Here is an 18,700-nt window from a genome sequence, read left to right as displayed (position 1 = left end):
CTAGGGCTCCTCCTTCAGTAAAGCTTGGATTTCTTGTAATTCTGAGGCGATCGCACTATCAATTTCTCCTTCAAATTGTGTTTCTATCTTCTTGGGAGTATTTATATTCTGACTATCTTGAACATCTTCCTGGTCTTGCTCTTCTGGGAAAATTTCTTTGATTAAGTATTCAGCTAAGTCTTTGATATTAGACGTTTCAAACAATGTAGCTGTGCTGATGGAGGAATTAAAAGTAGAACTCAACAGATTTCTTAGCTCAACAGCCATCAAGGAATCTATTCCTAAACTAAAAAAGCCTAATTCTGGGTCGGGCAGTTTAGATTTAGACAATCCTAGTATACTAGCTACTTCGGTTTGAAGCTTGTAGATAAGAATTTGTTTACGTTCATTTTCTACTGCTTGTACCAATTGATTTAAAAAATATTTACTGTTAGTTTCTTTGGGTTCTTGTTTTGAAAGAAATGCTTCTATACATGGCATTTTAACTCCACCAGGCAATTGTTTAGCAAATCTAGACCAATTTATAGGAAATACTCCTACTTGGCTAACTTTATCCGGTAATAACTCTCCTAATATTTGTAATCCTTTTTCTGGAGAAATAAAACTCATTCCTGCTGTTTGCAGACGACTTTGATGTTTATTCCCTAGACGAACAGCCATTCCTCGTTTTTCCCAGGCTCCCCAGTTAATTGTTAATCCTGGTAATCCTATACTCTGACGATGATAAGCTAAAGCGTCCATAAAAGCATTGGCAGCAGCATAATTTCCTTGACCTGATGAACCTAATAACGATGTTATTGAAGAAAAACAAACAAAGAACTCTAGTGGTAGTTTTTGAGTTAAATTATGTAAATGCCAAGCTCCTTGTAATTTGGGAGCCAGAACTTTATCAAAACGCTCCCAAGTCATATTCTGTAAAACACCGTCATCTAAAACCCCTGCTGCATGAATTACTCCTCGTAATGGTGGTTGAGATTCCTGAATCTGCTTTAGGATATTAGCCACATCTTCTTCTTTAGATACATCTCCTAGTACAACTGATATCTTTGCACCAGTTTGTTGCAATTCTTGAATAGTTTTATGAGCTATTTCTGATGGGTTGCGACGGCTATTTAATACGATATGTCGTGCTCCCTGTTTAACCATCCATTGAGCCACTTCTAGTCCCAAAGCTCCCAAACCACCAGTCACTAAGTAACTTACTTTTGTTTTAAGTGCTATTTGTTGCTTCTTCTCCAAGCTTTTGTGCGATCGCCTTACTAATCTAGCTACATAACGTTTTTCTTTACGGATAGCTATTTGGTCTTCACCATCTGGATTTAATAGTTCTTTGGTTAAGTATTCTAATCCTAATGATATGTTTGTTCGATCTAAATCAACTCTCCTACAATTGAGATCTGGATGTTCTAGTGCTATCACCCTACCCAATCCCCATATAGGTGCTTGATGTACTTGGATTTCCTGTTGATTTTCTTCTTCGATATCTACATTTTGTGTTCCTTGAGTAACTAACCATAGAGGTACTATTAATCGCAATTCTGATACCATTGCTTGTACCAAATGCAGTACACTGGCACAACCTAACTCTTGAGAAGTTTCTAAATTTTCTATTGAGGTATTAATACTCCATAAATGAACTACTCCTTCTAACTGATATTGGCTGCTCAACACATCTCTTATTAGTTGTTTAAATTCTTGTAATTTTGTTGGGTTGACTTGATAATATCCATTCCCTAACTGTTTGTAGCTAGAACCTGGACTTACTATGACACAACTTTTATTTTTTTGTTCTAAAAAAGTTTGTAATTGTTGCGTATCATTATCATTGCTAAATATTAACCAAACACCAGGTTGGCTGGGCAAGTTTAACTTTCTTTGCTTGTTAGTTTTATGTTCCCATTTCAATTCATAAATCCATTGTTTTTCTGATACTTCTGAGTAAGACAACAGTTGATTGAGTTTTTCTTGGTTCAAATGATAAATTTTATCTTCAGGGATTATCTCCTGTTTTTTAGCAGCTAACAATACATAGCTTGCCAATCCTTTTCTCAGCAGTTTACCTAACTGATTGTAAGACTTAAATGCAGATTTTATATTTTCATCATAACCTTTTTTATTCAAATCATTGAGACTTTCTTCAAATTCAGTATCGTACAAATAGTTTGCTATTTCCTGACTAATATCTATGGTACTTATAAGTTGTAAATGATTGGGTGATAATTGCTCTAACCAGTGCTGTTTTGTGATAAAGTAAGATGAAGTTTCTTCATGGTCAATGTCAAAATCTCCATTGGCAATAAAGTCGGCCATTACCAATAATCCTTCTTCCTCAAGATGTCTACTTATATTAGAAAACAACAATGACTTATTCTTAATATGATGAGCCACTTCAAATCCAAATATTAGGTTATAGTTATCAGGAAATTCATCTTTGGAGCTATCTCGGTTAAAAATTTGTATTTGCTCTTGCAGTTGATAGGAATTAACTTGGTTGGTCGCAAACTTAGCTTGTTCCCTAGAAATTGTATAACCATTTAGTTGTAAATGTGGGTAACTTTTAGCTAATGTGATTAAATCTGAGCCATATCCACAACCAAAATCTAATACTTTCTTACAAGAGGAGAAATCTACTGGTGCAAAACACAGTTTTCTTAACTCTTGCTGTGACTCTAGCGAAGCTGTTTGATATGTTAGGTTTTGATTTGGTTCTATAAATATTTTTACCCAAGAAAAACCTGGAATTGCTTCTGGTAATATACCAAAAGTTATAAATTGTAGTGGTTTAGTTTCTTGATATTTTTCTTGGCTTAATTTGCCCTTACTAAGCTCTGTAAAAGAATTATAGTAATCATAAACTACATTTTCTTTTAATTGAAGATAAATTTGATGCCTATTAGTTAAAATGTTCACCAACTTAGGCAATAAACTTTTCTCATCTTCTGTCAAGTTTGCATCTAATTTGATTTCTTGACTTAATCCCTGTATATCACTTTGATTAAGTAATTTCACAACTAAACTAGAACTGCCATTAACAGTATTATTATAGTGATTTTTAGAAGTATCTATCCAATATCTTTCTCGCTGAAATGGATACGTTGGCAATGCTACTTTATGACGATTATAGTCTGAGTCAAACCCTGACCAATATACTTTTACTCCTCTTACATATAATTGTCCTAAGCTTGATAGCATTTGCTGCCATTCATCCACTCCAGGACGTAACGACGGTAACCAAATACCGATCGCTTCTGGTAAACATTGACGCCCCATGCCTAATAATATTGGCTTGGGTCCAATTTCTAGGAACAATTCATACCCTTGCTCATTTAGAGTTATCATACTCTGGGCAAATTTTACTGGTTGTCGGACATGATTTACCCAATATTTAGCAGTAGTCATTTCTGAACTCGCCTTTTGACCAGTGACATTAGAAATGAGTGGTATCTGAGGCTGACTATAGATGACTTCCTGAGCTACTGTTTCAAACTCGGCCAACATTGGCTCCATCAAAGGAGAATGGAAAGCATGGGATACCTGTAGCTGCTTAGTCTTAACTCCCATTACTTCTAATTTACTACAAATACTTGCGATCGCTTCACTTTCACCAGAAATCACTATACTTTCTGGTCCATTAATAGCTGCTATTGTCACTTTTGAACTATAGTTACCTATAGCTTCTATAACTTGAGATTCTGAGGCCATCACTGACACCATCTCTCCTCCGGGGGGCAACTGCTGCATTAACCTACCCCGCTCCGCTATCAGCTTCAAACCATCTTCTAAACTGAAAATTCCTGCTACTGTTGCTGCTATATATTCTCCTACACTGTGACCCATGACTACACTTGGTTTAACTCCCCAAGATTCCCATAACTTGAACAAAGCGTATTCAATAGCAAACAGAGCCGGTTGGGTATAAGCCGTTTGGTCTAACAAATTAGAACTTGAGTTTTGTGAATCTTGAGGATATAAAACGTCTAATAGAGGTACTTCTAGATATTCTTTCAGAATTTCATTGCATTGGTCTATAATTTTGTGAAATGTGGGTTGAGTATCATATAATTGTCGTCCCATATCTACATATTGAGACCCCTGCCCTGTGAACAGAAAAGCTATCTCCTTATCCTGACTTTCTGCTTTTCCTCTTACCACTCCGTTTATCTCATTATCCTGAATAAAATCTGCTAATTTTTGCTGTAAATCACTGTTTGATTTTGCTACTATTGCTAGTCTTTCTGTAAAATGTGTCCGCCCTGTATTAGCGCTGAAGCATATATCTTGTAGCGATGACTCAGTTTTTGATTGTAAATAAGTTTGATATTTTGTTGCTAGTACCCTCAGTGCTTTCCCCGTCTGCCCTGAGAGGGTTAAAATCTGTTGTGGACGCTCTAGAACATCTACTTTTGACTTTTGACTTTTAACTTGTTCTGGTGGTTCTTCCAACACCACATGAGCATTAACACCTCCAAACCCAAATGAACTGACTCCTACCCGTCGGGGAATTATCTCTCCTTTTTCCGTCTGTAACTGTTGCCATTCTTTAGTTTCACTAACTATGTAAAATGGGCTGTCTTTTAATTTTATACGGGGGTTTAATTTTTGAAAATTTGCTAATTTTGGCAATTTTTTGTGCTTCATTGCTAACAAAACTTTGATGACTCCAGCCATGCCAGCAGCAGCTTCTAAATGCCCAACATTTGTTTTGACTGCTCCCAAACCACAATAGGGTTTTTCTGTTAATGGTACTTCATATTGTTGATGCAATTGTTTAAAGCCGCGTTTGAGACCATTTATTTCAATGGGGTCTCCCAAGGGTGTTCCTGTACCATGAGTTTCTATATAGGAAACTGTGTTGGGGGCAATATTTGCATTTGTATAGGCCGCTCGCAATACCTGAGCTTGAGCATAAACATTGGGAGAGGTTAATGTTCTTGCTTTGCCTCCATGATTAATAGCACTTCCTTTGATTACACCGTATATTCTATCTCCATCTGAGAGTGCTTTGGCTAAAGGTTTTAATAAGACTACTCCCGCTCCTTCCCCCCTTACATAACCATCTGCCTCACTATCAAAAGTTTTACATTGTCCGTTTGGAGACAACATTCCTAGTTGACTAAAGGATATATAACTTGTTGGTGTACATAATACACTTATTCCACCTACCAATGCCATCTCACATTCTTTTTCTTTAATCGAATTTACTGCTTGATGAAGTGCTACTAGGGAGCTAGAGCAGGCTGTATCTACAGGCAAACTGGGGCCGTGAAAATTGAAGAAGTAAGAGATTCTATTGGGAATGATGCAGGTGTAACTTCCTGTAGCGGTATGCCCTTCAATATTTTCATTTTGGTGTTGCAACTCATTGTAGTCGTAGTTACAAGAACCGATAAATACTCCTACTTGACTTCCAGATAGTTCTAATGGTGAATAACCCGCATCTTCTATACAAGACCAGCTCAACTCCAGCATTATTCTCTGTTGAGGGTCCATTCTTGTTGCTTCTCTGGGGGAGATACCGAAGAATTGGGCATCAAACTGGTCTACCCCTTCTATCAGTCCTGCCCATTTACTAATAGTTTTATTGGGGGTTTCGGGAGTTTCAGAATAATACTTCTCTACTTCCCACCTTTGGGAAGGAATTTCACTAATACTATTTATTCCTTGTTCAAGATTCTGCCAAAACTGGTTGTGGTCATTCGCTTCAGGAAATCGACAACCTATACCAATAATAGCTATTAGATCGCTCTGGTATTTCGGATTCATAATCACCCCTACACTGCTCCAAAAGAAGGATACATGAAAACGTCACATAACGTGATAATTTTATCATGTTTAATTCCTGCTGACCCTGAGACCGTCTGCGGTTACTCAACCACAGGCATTGAAGTCAAGCCCACCGCATTTTTTGCTCCTTATAATTGGGTTTAAATCTCGATATTACACAAATTTAAACCCCAGTTTAAACATCATCTGCTCCTGGGTGTTGAGCCATCATGTTTTTCTGTTTGTTATTAAGTTTGAACTTTGTTCTGATGGATTTCATGTGTTTTGAGCGTAGCCTATCTAACTAGTCTGCTTAATAACCTTTGGTAATTTATCATTATTATTTGATTAAGTCAACACTATTTGGGGGGGGACGAAAATAGTTATAAACCAAGCAGTGTAAGGAATATAGCTCTAATTTTTTGTAAAATAAAATTTTATTTATTATAATTAATTTTTACGAAGTTTTATGTATTAAGTAGGTCGGCTTAATTAAACGTTAAAAACTTGATCATTTTTACGTAACTTGTCAATTACCCCTGCACCCCCTGTTTAGGATCTATGTTGGCAGCCCCCTTGCCAAAAGTACGTAAATCTGGTCTAACTCAGATATGACTGAAATTCCTGTGCTGGCCACTCTTGACGAAACAACCGACCTCCACCAGGAGGAACGTCTGCGCTTGTTTGTGCAACAGCAGCAAGCAATAATAGGGTTGTTGGCTCAGCAGAATCAAGTATTAGAGAAACAGGTAAAAGAGTTAACCGAACGCATCAGTCAATTAGAAGAAGAGTTACGGCAGAAAAAGAAACTGAGCAAGAAGCCCCAGTTATAGCAATTCTACGACTTGTGAGGTACAAATTTCTGGTTTTTAGGGAGCAGGGAGCAGGAAAGAGGGAAGAGGAAAAAAATAATGTGTACCTCATGAGTCCTAGAAACGCTATAGTTGGTAATTAGTAATTGGTAATTGGTAATTGATAATTGGTAATTGGTAGTTTACGATTCTCCATCAACTATTACTCATTACCAACTATCCAGGGATTATTTTGGAAGTGATTCACTGGACTTGATATAATCGGTTGTTTGTTGATAGTTTGCTGCATAGTACTGTTAACAAACAATCGCCAACAAAACCTAATCAAAAATCAGTAATTTAGAGCTTATTTATAAAATAAATATTAAATCCTTTGGGTGCGTTAATAATTTGTAACGCACTTATTTAATATAGTGCCTCTGCGGCTAATTTTCGTCCTGTCACTAATAACAACTTACCAATGGTCTACGCTATCACGCGCCCTACAGCGATTTAATCTTTACTTTATAAATGACGGTTTAGAGGATTTTGGGTAAAACTAGTGATCAAGATCACATAAAGGCGTTGTCCTAAATCACAGCCTTGCGTGATCTAAACCGATGAAATGGATTTAAGTTACCGCTAGCATTCTTAGGTCAGCTGTTAATACTCAACGAAACGGTGCATCATGAATACTCAACAAATACGCTTTGCAGCCATCACGATTTTAGATATTGCTCTATTGTTCACAGCCCCCATCATCATCCAATTATTCTCAAAAATTCCTTAAGTCCAAGGAAGTATGTCTTAGGAGTCACGAACCCACCGTTAACCGCTAATCGCGGTATAACGGGGGCTTGAAAAAGCTCATAACGTGACCAGCCTCAGACTTTTTAGTCTACGTTTTTTGAGCTATCACACCTTTAGATGCGTCGCCAGTCTTCTGCTCTGTGGTCGGCAATTAAACAGTCATAAATGGGTTAAGACAGTGTTGTTGACAAAACAAACTCAAAAAACATTGGCGTTCGCGCCAGCGTGTGCGAAGCACTCGGCGAACTTAACCCTAGTAATAGGAGAAAACACAATTATGCGTGTCTTTGTTCTAAACAGCAATCTACAACCTTTAGACCCATGTAAACCTGCTAGAGCTAGGATTCTACTCTCGGCAGGGAAAGCAAAGGTCTATCGCCGTTACCCATTCACCATCGTTTTGACAGAGGAGATAAAGAATCCAGTAACTCACGAACACCAATTTAAAATAGACCCTGGAGCAAAAACAAGCGGTTTAGCTATCGTTCAAGGATTTCGAGTAGTTTGGGGAGCTGAACTCACTCATAGAGGTTTTCAGATCCGAGAAGCTTTGAGTTCTCGTAGACAATTGAGGCGCAGTAGACGTAATCGCAAAACTCGATACCGCAAGCCCAGATTTCTTAACAGAACTAGACCGAAAGGTTGGTTAGCGCCTAGTTTGACGTCTAGAGTTCAAAATATTCTAACTTGGGTTAAAAAGTTGATTCGATTCTGTCCTATCACCGGTATATCCCAAGAATTGGTTAGATTCGACACTCAAAAGCTGCAAAATCCTGAAATATCTGGTATCGAGTACCAACAGGGTACACTTTTTGGCTATGAACTTCGGGAATATTTACTTGAAAAATGGAATCGCAAGTGTGCTTATTGTGGGGTAACAGGTACTCAGTTAGAAATCGAACATATCAAGCCATTATCTAAAGGTGGTTCCAATCGGGTTTCTAATTTAACTATTGCATGTCATGCATGCAACCAAGCGAAATCCAATCAAGATATTGAGCTTTTTTTGTCCAAAAATCCTAGTATCTTGAAACGTATTTTAAGTCAAGCCAAACGCCCTCTGGCTGATGCGGCTTCTGTCAATACGACCCGCTGGAAGTTGTACCACGACCTTAAATCGATAGGGTTACCTGTTGAAGTAGGTAGCGGTGGATTAACAAAGTTCAATAGGTGCCGCCAAAGTCTTCCTAAAACTCATTGGTTAGATGCGGCGAATGTTGGAAAAGTTGAAACACTGATTGTTGAAGTAGCCCTACCTTTGGTGATAACAGCTAAGGGACACGGCACTCGTCAGCTCTGTAGGACTAATAAGTATGGGTTCCCCATTCGTCATTGCTCCAGAATTAAACTTCACAAAGGCTTTCAGACAGGAGATATTGTCCGCGCGGTGGTTACCAAGGGAAAAAAGATTGGTACTTATGTAGGACGGGTCGCAACCAGAAAATCAGGGTCTTTCAATATCTCAACTTTGGGAGGACTAGTGCAAGGAATTAGTCACAAATATTGTCGATTTATTCACAGAAAGGATGGTTATGCTTATACGATTTAAACTCTGTCCTCCCTTTCCTCTCACCACTAAATCAAAGATTATAGTGGGAGACGACCGGGAGGCGGACAGATGATTAACGATGAATTACCACATAATATGGCGTTTCCAAATGAGATGTAAACCTCAGAGGTCTTTTTTGATTGTTCAATAAAACTCTGGAACTCTTTCCCCTCTTGCCTTTTGCTTATTTAAGCCAAGCAACTTTCTGCCATGCCTGTGTTTACAACCCAAATAAAAACCCTATCAGCACATAGTTTTTTATTAATCGTTTTTCCAGTACAAGCCCCTAACTCCTACCATGCTTTCAAGGGTATGTTTTTTACAAAGACGTCAGGTGTGGGGTGTGGGGCGTGGGGTGTGGGGTGTGGGGGATAAGAAAATATACCATTATTGTCGTTGTCAGCCATGCAAAGCGCGAGTGGGGGAAACCCCCGCGTGAAGGCGCTGCATCGCTAAAAATCATCATTGTCTTGATGCAAAGCGCGAGTGGGGGAAACCCCCTGTTCCGAAGCTGCATCGCTTGTTCGTTGTTTTTCTTTTCCTCTCCCTCTGGGTCGTCCCATGTTTTACCCAAATGTAAAAAACCTACCCCTGTGAGAACTCCTACCATGGGGGTATTCATTATTAATAATTCATCGTTCATCCTTCACTGATCACTGTCGGGATCAATGGCATTTCTAGTTCAGTTAATTTTAGATATAAAATAAATCTGAAAATGATCACTTTATATGTAATCAATAAAGTAATCAATAAATTTCCAAATCTGCTCTTGACTGGAATATAGCGTTTATCATAGCTATGAGGTACACATTATTTTTTCCCTCTTGCCTCTTGCCTCTTGCCTCTTGCCTCTTCCGAAGTCCCTGCTCCGTTCGCGTAGCGTGGCCAACGGCCTCAGTCCCTGCTCCGAAGTCCCTAAAACCCAGAGATTTGTACCTCATGGGTATAAGACTTGCTATAATAGTGAGTGTGGGGTTGTGGGCAATACCAGTATCAGCACAGGTAGAGGATAAATACGTCAACGCTCTTGTAGAAGCACTGCGGCTTTCGGCACCACCCAATCGCCCCAATGATGGCATGTACAGCGACTGGCAAGTTTTACCTGCCATTATCCCGAGCTGGACATCTCAATGTGCAGGACAGGCCATGACACCTGCACAATTTGAAGCCAACCCGACCACAGCACGCAATGTTGTGGCTTGCATCATCAGACGGGAACTAGAGATTGAATTAAGAGATAGTGGCAACAATGAAATGATTGCTGTTCGCCGTACCGCCTGTTGGTGGATGACAGGAAAACCCTCTGGTTGCAACAGTGGCGCAACTGCTGACTATGTCCAGAGAGTACTCGGCTTTTATCAGCAGCAACATAGGTCCACACCAGTATTCGCACCAGTAGAGGATCCGCAAGTCAACACTCTTGATCCGCAAGTCAACACTCTTGATCCGCAAGTCAATGCTCTTGTCGAAGCACTGCGGCTTTCCGCACCACCCAATCGTCCCAATGATGGCATGTACAGCCAGTGGCAAGTTTTACCCGCCATTATCCCGAGCTGGACATCTCAATGTGCAGGACAGGCCATGACACCTGCACAATTTGAAGCCGACCCAACCACAGCACGCAGTGTTGTGGCTTGCATCATCAGACGGGAACTAGATATTGAATTGAGAGATAGTGGCAACAATGAAATGATTGCTGTTCGCCGTACCGCCTGTTGGTGGATGACAGGAAAACCCTCTGGCTGCAACAGTGGCGCAACTGCTGACTATGTCCAGAGAGTAATGGGCTTTTATCAGAACCCTTAACCTTCAACATTCAACCCTGGCCTTAAGGCTGTAGGCCACGCTGCGCGAACGGCCACGCTACGCGAAGAACCTTGGCCTTTGGCCACGCTACGCGAACAACAGATCATACAGATCATGCTGCTTGCCGGGACAACAACAGTTGAACAAAAGTATCACTAACTGTATGGTCTTTAGTATTCGCTGCATATTGAATTAAGGTTTCCCGCAAGTTCCAAGCAGCATTCCACGGCAGTAGAGTTGCCAAGAGGAAGTACACACCGCGAAATCTAGGGTCACTGATATGCTTGTTTGGCAAATCATTTCCCTCACCTAGAAAGGTCTGCACGATGAAAAAGTCCTGGATTTTGTCGTGACGGAAATACCATTCTTTTCGATGATTGCCTGCATGGTCAACAAATAGACGGCAAAATACCATTTTGTAGCGTTCCATGCAAATCAGTTCTTCAAACCATTTGTCAGCTGGTATAGCTACCTGGTCTTGCAAGCGCATCTGGTAAACTGTCTCAGCAAATGCCTCTAGGGGAAATTGTCTCAGATAGAGTTGTTCATACTCCTGAGCCATATATTGATACTGCTGTTGCTGCAAGTTCAGCAAGTCTGGTTTCTGCCCATGGGCTATCATCTGAGCCACTATGGTCAGGTCCATCGGGTTGGACAGCATCCGACGCACAGCTCTCTGTTCTTCTTCTGATTGGTACTGATGTAAAACGGTGTCAATATACTTTTCGCAGGCTTGTTTGTACTTTATACCCGAGATGGGAGCATCTGGGGGCATAATTTTATAGCGCGATAGTAAAAATTTCTCAATCTGCTTAGGTTTCAATGGTTGCAGTACATAGGTCGTAGCGCAAGAGGGGGTCTGCCACTCCATGGATTGGGTCCCGATGATAATATTGCCCTTGAAGTAACTTTCCACAAAACTGGTAATCATCGCTCGTGTGTCTGGAGTGACTTCATTGAGTCCATCAATACAGATATCAATGGCATCACTGTAAATCAGGTCTCGCAAGAAACCAGAGTCTTGGGCGAATCCATGAAGTTTTGCTTGAATCGCTTCGATCACGCCATTAGCGCATTTTTCAGCAGGTAAATAGACGATGATTCGCTTAGATGATTTCACTAAGTGGCGTAGAAACATGGATTTCCCTAATCCTGATTCTCCTTCCAGGACAATGGGTAATTCCAGATCTGGTATTGGTTCTTGAATGGGTTGGGTTATATTTTTTCCCTTCCGCTCGACTTCCAAGTTAGGAAAGTAAGCTTGCTCATCAAAGTTTTCTAAATCTGCATCTGACAGCAAGGATTCCTGGAAGGGGGCAAATAACTTGGAGCGTAGAAAGGGAATCCAAGTTATGGCTATGCCTACGTACCCCAGTCCAAAAAACTTCCGCACCCAGGGATTCCAAAAGAAGATAGCTTGGATTTGGGAGGATTTGGGATAAAGCAGTATTAGTCCAAACCAAAATAGCATATGAGTTAGCCAGATAATCACCCCTCGCCCAAAAATTTTCTGATTACTACGAGAATCCTGTTCTTGCTGGAGATTATCAAGACCACCACGAACCGTTTCTATCCATCTATCCTGAAAAATTGTATCGGTGTCTTGCTCTAGCCGTTTGATCACTGTTTCAAATTGCAGTATTGATGTTTGCAATTGCACTTTGGTGAGCTGCTTCTTTTGTTTTCCAAGCTTAGAAGCAATTTCGACAAGGGCAGAGGCGGCGGAATAGCGAACATCGATAGATTCATCTTTCAACAGGATTATTAAGTGAGGAACAGCCTTAGTCCCTTGCGTTCCCATCTTTCCTAGAGCAGAGGCGGCATAATACCGAGCATAGACTGAGTTATCCTGAAGCAACTCAATTAATAGAGACAGAGCATCCTTAGTTGGTTCTCCAATTTCCCCTAGTATCTCGCTAGCGTAAATCCGGATCAGAATAGATTTATCGTTCCTGAGTTGCTCAATCAGCTGGGGAGCAACATCTTTAGTTTTCTCAGCAATCTGCTCTAAGGCATTGACGCTAGTCCTGCGAACCGATAAGGATGTTTCATCCTTTAGGGCTTCAATCAGGTAAGGTATAGCTGACTTGGCTGCCTCTCTTTTATTCCCTAGGGCATAAGCAGCATTAGCACGAACCTCAGCAGAGTAATCTTTCCTCAAGACTTCAATTAGGTGAGGTACAGCCTCATGGGTTTTATTTCCCAAGTTCCCTAGGGCATAAGCACCATTGGCACGAACTTCAGCAGATTCATCCTTAAGTGCATCAATCAGGTCAGGGATAGCCTGATAAGATGCTTCTCCCATCAATCCCAGAGCAGAAGCGGCTTTGGCACGAACTGGTGCCGAGTCATCATTCCTTAGGGCTTTAATCAACCAAGGGACAGCTCGATCCCCTTCCTCTCCCATACTCCACAGAGCAACAGCAGCTCCCTCCCGAACTGCAGCAGATTTATCCGTCTTCAGGGCTTCAATCAGTAAATAGACAGATTTTGAACCACATTGGACTATAGCTTGTTTAGCCCTTGTGTTGTTTATATCGTTGAATCTGGCGATATTAGTCTTAATCTCTGCTTGAGTACACCCTTGAGCTAACCCAGGACTACAGGGCAGCAGTAGCAATGAGCAGCCTAGTAAAAACACCTTGAGCACTGAGGAAGTGGGTTGTTTGATGCACCTAATCATAGAAGTTCTCCAAGGTTTCGTGAGTATAGATACAAGCAATCTCTTCACAAATCCAGTTTTATCTCTCTGAGGGGCTATAAAAGTACCCCTAAGGGTACTTTTGAGGATTCCCCACTCCCTGATATAGCGCTACGCTTAGCGTCAGAAGTCAGAAGTCAGAACTCACAAGTCAGAAGTCACAAGTCACAAGTCACAAGTCACAAGTCACAAGTCACAAGTCACAAGTCACAAGTCACAAGTCACAAGTCACAAGTCAACTAGACTCACGTTTCGGAGTTTAGGAGCGATGCCTCAGGTGCGACCCGTGGCAAATTTAATAATTAGATGCGGAAAACGCACCATTACGGTCTTGGGGAGGCAGTGCCGCCAAAGGGGGTTCCCCCACTCGCTATTGCATCAAGACAATGTCCTGACCTTGATGGGTAGTGCTATATCCAGTCCGGAGCACCTAAGTAGGGCTTGCTGATTAACTCTGATGCGCATTGACAGATAAAGGTTTTAGCCTTTTTGGGTCGAAAAAAGTGAAAGCAAATCGGTCCAAAAAGCTCAAAAAGTTAGGATTTTGGGCAGACAAGGGCAGAAAAATCAAGGGAGAATTCCTCCTCCTACCTTCTATATAATTCTCCTAACTCCTAACTCCTGACTCCTGACTCCTGACTCAATCCCTTACCAAAAGACTTTTTCAGCAAACCCTAAGTATTAATTCTTAGTATTAAGTTTTAAGTATTAATTCTTAGTATTAAGTATTAATTCTTAGTATTAGGGACAAGAGGCGTAGTTGAGGGCTTCCATGCTTTGCGAAGACCTAGGAAACTTGGTCATAACCCCCTTAGTCGATAACCTTAATCACCGGAAAGGATGGAATTCTGTTTTTTTTCTTAACATTTGACTTTTCGCCAAAAAAGTGTCAAAATAGATACAGAATTAAAAATTGGAATTAAATAAGCATTGAGGTCTCTGTCGGCTCAGTGGCTCTCAACTCAGATGTCCTGAAGTAGATCAGCCGTAGAGAATCCAATAAAGTGATACCTAGGGCAAGCTTCCCTAACTCTTAGACAGATTTCCTCACCTGGCCAAGCAACTTATTAAGCTTATTCAGCAATTTATGGCCAACCAACTTATTAAGCAATTCCATTAAGCAATCTCATTAAGCAATCCAATTGGAGGTATTCGAGCAATGAAACTTTCTTACCGAGGTGTCAGTTATCAAAGTGAACCATCTACCCTAGAAGTATCTGAAGGTGAAATTGGTGGGACTTACCGGGGTCATAGCTGGAAAGTTCACCGGATTAAGCATAATCCTTGGCGTAAATCATCGGCTAACATGACCTATCGTGGTGTTAGCTATAAAAGAGGGTAGCTATTACTATAACTAGTTTTGTTTGAGTCAAAAAGTGCTGGTTGCTGGGTGCGTCAAGACCTCAGGGCTGAGTAAACATTGATCACATATTACTCAATACTAAACATTTCGGTACTCAGCATTTCGGTACTCAGCATTCTAGTACTAAACATTTCAGTACTCAAGATTTAAGTACTCAACATTATTGAAAGCACTCAAGACTATTGAAAAAAGTAGTCTGATATTATTATTAGTCAATCGGAGGGGTAATAGATATGAAACTTAGGTATCGTGGTGTAAGTTACGACGCTGAACCCTCTTTACTAGAAGTGAGAGAGGGGGAAATTGGTGGTGTTTATCGGGCTCAGAATTGGAAATTTCACTATCCCAGACACATGCCTGAACCGCCACCGGTAAATCATCTGAAATGGCGTGGTGTTTCCTACTGCACTGGTAATGCAACTGTAACTAATACTGTCGCTGATTCTCAACCAGTGGCTAAATCGATTTCTACTGTAGCTGCAAAGACATCGATTGCTCGCCACCGGCTGCAAAAAGTCTTGAATGAGAGCAGAAAAGCCCATCTGGCTACTATGCGCCAAACTTTGGAACATCGTCTAGAGGTAGCTAAAGCTAAAGGTGATCAGAATCTGGTGCGGCTTCTAGAAGAGGAGTCAAAGCAGATGCAACCGATCTAGTTAGTTCACAAAGAACTCTCACAGGTCTGGTGGCGAGCTAGTTTTAGGTGCGACCCGTGGCGAATTTAATAATTAGATGCGGAAAGCGCACCTATTAGGATTTTCGATAACCCTAGCCATTGCGATATAGATTGACCAAACCTTATTTAACCTTTTTCACATATTCACAAATCTCTAACATCAGACAGGGCGATCCATAGCGATCGCTTTTTTTATGCTTTGATGACTTTTTATATTCTGGCAGGGTAACCACAAGAACAATTTAGCCAAAATCTAATATAGACCAAGGATTATGACCATAATAAGCCAAGATAGCTCAGTACTATTGCATTTTTTTATCAATATTGTTGAGAATAATGCCGCTTTATTGATTCTTGGGCTTACCCTGCATATTCGGTTAGGGCAATAGTTTGTAAAAATTGTCATACATGAAGCACGCGCACAGGTAAATCTATCATGCTGAACTCTTATCGTGAACACGTAGCTGAACGGGGAGCTCAAGGAATTCCTCCCCTACCCCTAAATGCTGAGCAAACATCCCAACTTTGTGAACTGCTGCAAAATCCACCAGCTGGGGAAGAAGAAGCATTAATGGCTATGTTACGCGATCGCATTCCCCCTGGAGTGGATGAAGCAGCTTATGTCAAAGCTGGGTTTTTAACTGCGATCGCAAAAGCAGAACTCACTAGTCCCCTAATTTCCCCCCAGGGTGCTATAGACCTCTTGGGTACTATGGTTGGAGGCTACAATGTCCAATCCCTGGTTGAGTTACTTCAGTCGGATCACACCACCTTAGCAGCAGAAGCAGCTACTGCCCTAAGTAAGACATTACTTGTGTTTGATGCCTTCAATGATGTTCTAGAAATTTCCGATGTCAATCCCTATGCCAAGCAAGTCATCGATGCTTGGGCCAATGCTGCGTGGTTCATTCAGCGTCCTAAACTCCCGGAAGCAGTTACTGTGACTGTATTTAAGGTACCTGGAGAAACCAATACCGATGACTTATCCCCGGCCACTCACGCCACCACTCGCCCAGATATTCCCTTACATGCCTTGGCCATGTTGGAATCTCGGATACCGTCGGCTTTAGATACTATTGCTAAATTAAAACAAAACGGGTATCCTGTGGCTTATGTTGGGGATGTTGTTGGTACTGGTTCATCCCGGAAATCAGCAATTAATTCCTTACTTTGGCATATTGGTGAAGATATCCCCTATGTTCCCAATAAACGGGCTGGGGGATATATCTTAGGTAGCAAAATTGCCCCGATCTTCTTCAACACTGCTGAAGATTCTGGTGCATTGCCCATTGAGTGCGATGTTTCAACAATGGAAACAGGTGATGTGATTACTATCCATCCCTACAAGGGTGAAATCACTAACCAAGCTGGGGAAGTCATTTCCACCTTTACCCTCAAACCCGATACCATCCTCGATGAAGTCCGTGCTGGTGGACGGATTCCGTTACTGATTGGGCGATCGCTTACGGATAAAACCCGGGAAGCTTTGGGATTAGAACCAAGTCCCCTGTTTACCCGTCCAACCATCCCAGAAGATACCGGCAAAGGCTTCACCTTAGCCCAGAAGATGGTCGGTAAAGCCTGTGGCTTACCGGGTGTTCGTCCAGGTACCTCTTGCGAACCGATCATGACTACAGTTGGTTCCCAGGATACCACAGGACCCATGACTAGGGATGAATTAAAAGAACTGGCTTGTCTTGGTTTCAGTGCCGACCTAGTCATGCAAAGCTTCTGCCATACTGCTGCTTATCCCAAGCCCGTTGATGTCAAAGTCCATAAAAAATTGCCCGACTTCTTTGCCTCTCGTTCTGGTGTAGCCTTGCGTCCTGGAGATGGCATTATCCACTCTTGGTTGAACCGGATGTTATTACCTGATACCGTAGGCACTGGTGGAGACTCTCACACCCGTTTCCCCCTAGGCATTTCCTTCCCTGCTGGTTCCGGATTAGTCGCCTTTGGTGCTGCTTTGGGAGTTATGCCCTTAGATATGCCGGAATCTGTGTTAGTGCGGTTCAAAGGTGAATTGCAGCCAGGGGTAACATTGCGGGATATTGTTAATGCTATTCCCTATGTAGCTATTCAAAAAGGGTTGCTGACAGTAGAGAAGAAGAATAAGAAAAATGTCTTCTCGGGACGGATTATGGAAATAGAAGGATTGCCCGATTTGAAAGTTGAGCAAGCCTTTGAACTTACTGACGCTACTGCGGAACGGTCTTGTGCTGGCTGTACCATTAAGCTGGGAGTTGAAACAGTATCTGAGTATTTGCGTTCCAATATCGCGCTACTGAAAAATATGGTTGCACGAGGCTATAACGATGCCCGTACGATCATGCGTCGGGTGGCCAAGATGGAAGAATGGTTGGCAAATCCGGTACTGATGGCAGCCGATCCCGATGCAGAGTATGCTGAAATTATCGAGATTGACTTGAATGAAATCACCGAGCCGATTGTAGCTGCTCCCAATGACCCAGATAATGTGAAATTGTTGTCTGAAGTTGCAAGCGATCGCATCGATGAAGTATTCATTGGGTCTTGCATGACCAATATTGGACATTACCGTGCCGCTGCCAAAGTCCTACAAGGGGAACCCCCTGTTAGCACTCGGTTGTGGATTTGTCCCCCGACCCGGATGGATGAGAAACAACTCAAAGAAGAAGGCGTTTACGGTATCTTTGGCATAGCTGGTGCCCGGACTGAAATGCCTGGATGTTCCCTGTGCATGGGTAATCAAGCTCGGGTTGCTGATAAAGCTACAGTATTCTCCACCTCTACTCGTAATTTTAATAATCGTATGGGTAAAGGTGCCCAAGTCTACTTGGGTTCCGCTGAATTAGCAGCAGCTTGTGCTTTGTTAGGTCGGATTCCAAGCGTTGAAGAGTATCGGTCAATTGTAGCCGATAAAATTAATCCCTTTGCTAATGATTTGTATCAGTATTTGAACTTTGATCAAATCGCTGGATTTGAAGACGAAGGACGAGTGATTCCTCTCGAAGAAATGCCCAAAATTGAAGATATTTTGGGTATTCCAGCGGGAACGCTTAAGTAGATTACTTTGAGTTTAGTTTAGCTTAGTTTTCGGGTGAGCTCTTGGGTTCACCCGATTATTTCTATGACTTGACACTCCCCGCTCTAAAGAGACGGGGATTCTTCACTCAATGACTCGGCGTGGCTGTTCCTGACCGGAATCAAGAACAGTAGAGGCCAAATCTCCTGAAGCGTATCGGCGAAGCCGACGCTACGC

At 41.6% G+C, this 18,700-nt stretch carries 8 protein-coding genes; 6 read left to right on the top strand and 2 right to left on the bottom strand.

Translation table 11 applies throughout. From position 1 onward, the window contains the following. Positions 1–5,763, bottom strand: coding sequence for a type I polyketide synthase (locus F6J99_RS17640; protein WP_293114032.1), 5,763 nt, complete (start codon positions 5,761–5,763; stop codon positions 1–3). A 611-nt stretch (positions 5,764–6,374) separates the two neighbouring features. Between F6J99_RS17640 and F6J99_RS17635 the strand changes: the two genes are divergently transcribed. From F6J99_RS17635 to F6J99_RS17625, 3 genes are all read left to right on the top strand, one after another. Then, positions 6,375–6,596: a hypothetical protein gene (locus tag F6J99_RS17635; protein WP_293114031.1), complete on the top strand. Its 222-nt coding sequence runs from the start codon at positions 6,375–6,377 to the stop codon at positions 6,594–6,596. Positions 6,597–7,641: 1,045 nt separating this feature from the next. After that, positions 7,642–8,913: an RNA-guided endonuclease IscB gene (gene iscB / locus F6J99_RS17630; RefSeq protein ID WP_293114030.1), complete on the top strand. Its 1,272-nt coding sequence runs from the start codon at positions 7,642–7,644 to the stop codon at positions 8,911–8,913. Positions 8,914–9,711: 798 nt separating this feature from the next. Then, positions 9,712–10,719, top strand: a complete 1,008-nt coding sequence (locus F6J99_RS17625) for a hypothetical protein (RefSeq protein WP_293114029.1) — start codon at positions 9,712–9,714, stop codon at positions 10,717–10,719. 112 nt (positions 10,720–10,831) lie between these two features. Here the strand turns inward: F6J99_RS17625 and F6J99_RS17620 are convergent, their stop codons facing one another. Continuing rightward, positions 10,832–13,402, bottom strand: a complete 2,571-nt coding sequence (locus tag F6J99_RS17620; RefSeq protein WP_293114028.1) for a HEAT repeat domain-containing protein — start codon at positions 13,400–13,402, stop codon at positions 10,832–10,834. Between the two features lie 1,177 nt (positions 13,403–14,579). Between F6J99_RS17620 and F6J99_RS17615 the strand changes: the two genes are divergently transcribed. The 3 genes from F6J99_RS17615 to acnB all read left to right on the top strand — a co-directional run bounded on the left by F6J99_RS17615 (position 14,580) and on the right by acnB (position 18,505). After that, complete coding sequence (locus F6J99_RS17615) at positions 14,580–14,762, top strand: DUF4278 domain-containing protein (protein WP_070392931.1); 183 nt, start codon at positions 14,580–14,582, stop codon at positions 14,760–14,762. 254 nt (positions 14,763–15,016) lie between these two features. Further along, positions 15,017–15,439 carry a DUF4278 domain-containing protein gene (locus F6J99_RS17610; protein WP_293114027.1) on the top strand — a complete coding sequence of 141 codons (423 nt, stop codon included), beginning with the start codon at positions 15,017–15,019 and terminating at the stop codon, positions 15,437–15,439. A 456-nt stretch (positions 15,440–15,895) separates the two neighbouring features. Continuing rightward, positions 15,896–18,505 carry a bifunctional aconitate hydratase 2/2-methylisocitrate dehydratase gene (gene acnB / locus F6J99_RS17605; protein WP_293114026.1) on the top strand — a complete coding sequence of 870 codons (2,610 nt, stop codon included), beginning with the start codon at positions 15,896–15,898 and terminating at the stop codon, positions 18,503–18,505. The last annotated feature ends 195 nt before the right edge of the window (positions 18,506–18,700 follow it).

The organism is Moorena sp. SIO4G3 (genome assembly GCF_010692305.1).
GTDB lineage: Bacteria > Cyanobacteriota > Cyanobacteriia > Cyanobacteriales > Coleofasciculaceae > Moorena > Moorena producens_A.
This window is presented reverse-complemented; position numbering and strand designations above follow the sequence as displayed.

Excerpts from the sequence above, each read along its gene's own strand:
- F6J99_RS17640 (WP_293114032.1), bottom strand. The coding sequence starts at position 5,763 with ATGAATCCGAAATACCAGAGCGATCTAATAGCTATTATTGGTATAGGT.
- F6J99_RS17635 (WP_293114031.1), top strand. The coding sequence starts at position 6,375 with ATGACTGAAATTCCTGTGCTGGCCACTCTTGACGAAACAACCGACCTC.
- iscB (WP_293114030.1), top strand. The coding sequence starts at position 7,642 with ATGCGTGTCTTTGTTCTAAACAGCAATCTACAACCTTTAGACCCATGT.
- F6J99_RS17625 (WP_293114029.1), top strand. The coding sequence starts at position 9,712 with ATGAGGTACACATTATTTTTTCCCTCTTGCCTCTTGCCTCTTGCCTCT.
- F6J99_RS17620 (WP_293114028.1), bottom strand. The coding sequence starts at position 13,402 with ATGATTAGGTGCATCAAACAACCCACTTCCTCAGTGCTCAAGGTGTTT.
- F6J99_RS17615 (WP_070392931.1), top strand. The coding sequence starts at position 14,580 with ATGAAACTTTCTTACCGAGGTGTCAGTTATCAAAGTGAACCATCTACC.
- F6J99_RS17610 (WP_293114027.1), top strand. The coding sequence starts at position 15,017 with ATGAAACTTAGGTATCGTGGTGTAAGTTACGACGCTGAACCCTCTTTA.
- acnB (WP_293114026.1), top strand. The coding sequence starts at position 15,896 with ATGCTGAACTCTTATCGTGAACACGTAGCTGAACGGGGAGCTCAAGGA.